Below are 3,068 nucleotides of genomic sequence, written 5' to 3' on the forward strand. Positions count from 1 at the left end.
GCACCATCCACCTGGGCGGCTACGACGCTCGCCTGCGCGAGGTGCGCGTCCACCCCGCGCTGGACCGCCCCTCCGTGCCCGCCTTCGTCGTGGACTTCATCGTCTTCCACGCCCTGCTGCACGCGGACCTCGCCGCCACCGACGCCGGCCCCGACGCCCACGACGACGCTGGCCGCTGCGCCGCGGAACACACCCCCGCCTTCCTCGCGCGCGAGGCCGCCTTCCCCTTGCGCGAAGCCGCCTGGCGCTGGCTCCTGGAAAACCTGTCATCGCTCCGGCGCGGGTGACCGCCCGTCCCACCCGCTGCCATGTTTCAGACATGTCACGGCCGCCGTGACACACCCTCTCGCCCCCACCCCGAAGGGAGTGGCCTGCGGAGGGCTCTCACTGCATGCTGTCCCCTCGATGCGCTTTTTCAGCGTGGAAGAGGCCAGCCGGCTGGTGCCGTTGCTGACGAAGACCTTCGGGCGCGTGCGCCCCTGGGTGGAGCGCGTGCAGAAGCTGGCGGAGGTGCTGGACGGCCCGGAGGCTCCGCCCGACACCCTCGAGGTGCGCTCCTTCCGAGAGGAGCGCGACGAGCTGCTGGAGCGCATCCGCGGTGAGCTGGGCCCGCTCCAGGAGATGGGCCTGGAGATAAAGGGCGCGGACGGCCTGGTGGACTTCCACGCGCGGCGCGGCGAGGAGCCCGTGTACCTCTGCTGGCGCTACGGCGAGAACGCCGTGGCGCACTGGCATGACTTGAAGGCCGGCTTCTCCGGACGCCGCCCCATCGACAGCCCGGACGACTTCGAGCCCACCTACCTCAGCTGAAACACCCTCACTTCGACAGGCTCTGGTGCAACAGGCCCAGCTTGTTGCGCGCGGAGAGCAGCTGCTGTCGCAGCGAATCCGCCTGCCGGCCGATGTCGGTGAACTTCGCCTCCTCCGCCGCGAGAGTCAGCGTGGCCGCGTCGTCCGCCACCTCCGCCATGCGCGCCTGGAGCGCGGTGAAGACCTCCGTGAGCCGCGCGTCCTCCTCCGCCGTGCGCGTGGCCTGCTGGCGCAGCGCCGCGAACTCCTGCATGCGCCCGTTGAGGTCCGCCGCGCTCTGCCCCAGCGCCCCGTAGCGCGTGAGCAGCTCCTTGAACACCTCCGTGCGCTGCTGCAGCTCCTGCGCGCACACGTTGACCGCGTCCGCCTGCGCCTGCTGCCGGTTGCGCACCCCGGTGATGGCCTGCACCAGCGCGCCCACGCGCATCCGCAGCGCGTCGTCCAGGTCCGCCAGTTCCTTGAGCGTCTTCGACGCGCGCTCCAGGTGCTTCTCCGATGTCAGGGGCGCCTCCTTCAGCTGCTCCGACAGCGCCTCGAAGCGCAGCAGCTCTGCGTCGAGCGACTGTGCGGCGGAGACCAGCTCGGAGGACGGGGGCGTGTCACGCTTGCTCATGGGGCCGGGAGGATGCCATGCCGCCTGTCCCTCCCTTCCGGTCGCCTGCCTGCCTCGGGAGCCTGTGCTCGGGGGAGGACACTGCGGCTTCCAGACCTCGCCAATGGAAGGGAGCGTCTCCAGCTTTCCGTGACACGTCGCGTCCGGAGGTCTGAAGCCATGCCCGTGGATTTCTCCATCACCGTGCTCGTCACTGGCGCCACCGGCCAGCAGGGCGGTGCCGTCCTCCGCAAGCTCGCCGACCGGGGGCACCACGTGGTGGCGCTGGTGCGGGACGCGGACGCTCCGGCCGCCCGCGCCCTGCGCAGGCCCGGCGTCACCCTGGCCCAGGGCGACTTCGACGACCCCGTCTCGCTGGAGAGCGCCATGCGCGGCGTGGACGCCGTCTACGCCATGGCCACGCCCTTCGGCGCGGGCGGCGTGGACGCGGAGGTCCAGCACGGCAAGAACCTGGCGGACGCGGCGAAGCGCGCCAGCGTGCGGCACTTCGTGTACTCGTCCGTGGCGGGCGCGTCGGAGCTCACCGGCATCCCGCACTTCGACAGCAAGCACGCCGTGGAGCTGTACCTGCGGCGGCGCGACATGCCCTTCACCATCCTGGGCCCCACCTTCTTCATGGAGAACCTCCTCCAGCGGCCCACGCGCGACATGCTGGCGGAGGGGAAGCTGGCCCTGGGGCTGCCCGCGACGCGCGGCCTCCAGATGGTCGCGGTGGAGGACCTGGCCGGCTTCGCGATGCACGTGCTGGGAGACCCGGAGCGCTTCATCGGCGAGCGCATCGAAGTTGCCTCCGACGAGGTGACGGGCCAGCAGGCCGCCGCGCTGCTCTCCATGGTGAGCGGCCACCGCATCCACTTCGAACAGATTCCCCTGGCTCAACTCCAACAGCAGAGCGAGGACCTGGCGGCCATGTTCGAGTGGCTGGACCGGGTGGGCTACCACGCGGACATCCTCACGCTGCGCAACAGCCACCTGCGCGTGGGCTGGCAGACCTTCGAGACCTGGGCGCGCCATCAGGACTGGGAGTTCGTCAACGCGCCCTCCTGGCCCGCCACCGCCGCCGAGCCGGTGACGCCCCAGCCGTAGAGTCCCCGGCCGCCGGCCCCCCCTCCGGGTGGGAGCACGAGGCATGTCATCCCCTGAACGCCGCACGCCCTACCTTGAAGTACGAGGAGGCATACGATGCGTGAAGCATTGGGAGTGGGGGCCCTGGGGTTGATGCTGATGGCGGGCTGCGCGGCGGAGACGAAGCTGCGGCCCGTGCCGGAAGCGGGAGTCCTCCAGGGCGGCAAGAGCAGCGCCATCAAGGAGCAGGAGGGCGTGCGGCTCACGGCGGACGGCTCGGCCTGGAAGGGCTCACCGTCCGACCTGGAGCGCCGGGTCACCCCTGTCTACGTCCGGCTGGAGAACAATGGGGACCGCCCGATCCGCCTCCAGTACAAGGACTTCGCGCTGGTGGGCCAGGAGACGCGCTTCCGCTACAGCGCGCTGCCGCCCCTGTCACTGCGGCAGGCCACGTCCTCGAATGAGACGGAGGCGCCCGCGCGCATCAGCCCGGTGATGTACCCCGGGGGCAGGGCGTGGGCGGGCGGCGGCTACGGCTACGGGCCCTGGCGCGGCGGCTGGGGACCGGGCTGGTACGGCG

General features: G+C 71.3%; 3 protein-coding genes and 2 pseudogenes. 4 read left to right on the forward strand and 1 reads right to left on the reverse strand.

The genetic code is table 11. The annotated features are described in order from the left end of the window. A pseudogene (locus D7V77_RS41240) lies at positions 1–287 on the forward strand (hypothetical protein); the annotation flags it as partial. 118 nt (positions 288–405) lie between these two features. Further along, positions 406–810 (forward strand): DUF2203 domain-containing protein, encoded by a 405-nt coding sequence (locus D7V77_RS41245; protein ID WP_120581637.1) that lies wholly within the window; start codon positions 406–408, stop codon positions 808–810. A gap of 7 nt (positions 811–817) precedes the next feature. Here D7V77_RS41245 and D7V77_RS41250 read toward each other — a convergent pair whose 3' ends face one another. Further along, a complete protein-coding gene (locus tag D7V77_RS41250) occupies positions 818–1,423 on the reverse strand; it encodes a hypothetical protein (RefSeq protein ID WP_120581638.1) in 606 nt (201 codons plus the stop codon). Between the two features lie 159 nt (positions 1,424–1,582). Between D7V77_RS41250 and D7V77_RS41255 the strand changes: the two genes are divergently transcribed. Together D7V77_RS41255 and D7V77_RS41260 are read left to right on the forward strand one after the other, a co-directional pair. Continuing rightward, complete coding sequence (locus D7V77_RS41255; protein ID WP_172815187.1) at positions 1,583–2,509, forward strand: NmrA/HSCARG family protein; 927 nt, start codon at positions 1,583–1,585, stop codon at positions 2,507–2,509. Positions 2,510–2,605: 96 nt separating this feature from the next. Beyond that, positions 2,606–3,068, forward strand: a pseudogene (locus D7V77_RS41260) (hypothetical protein); the annotation flags it as partial.

Source organism: Corallococcus sp. CA041A (assembly GCF_003612075.1).
Lineage (GTDB): Bacteria > Myxococcota > Myxococcia > Myxococcales > Myxococcaceae > Corallococcus > Corallococcus exiguus.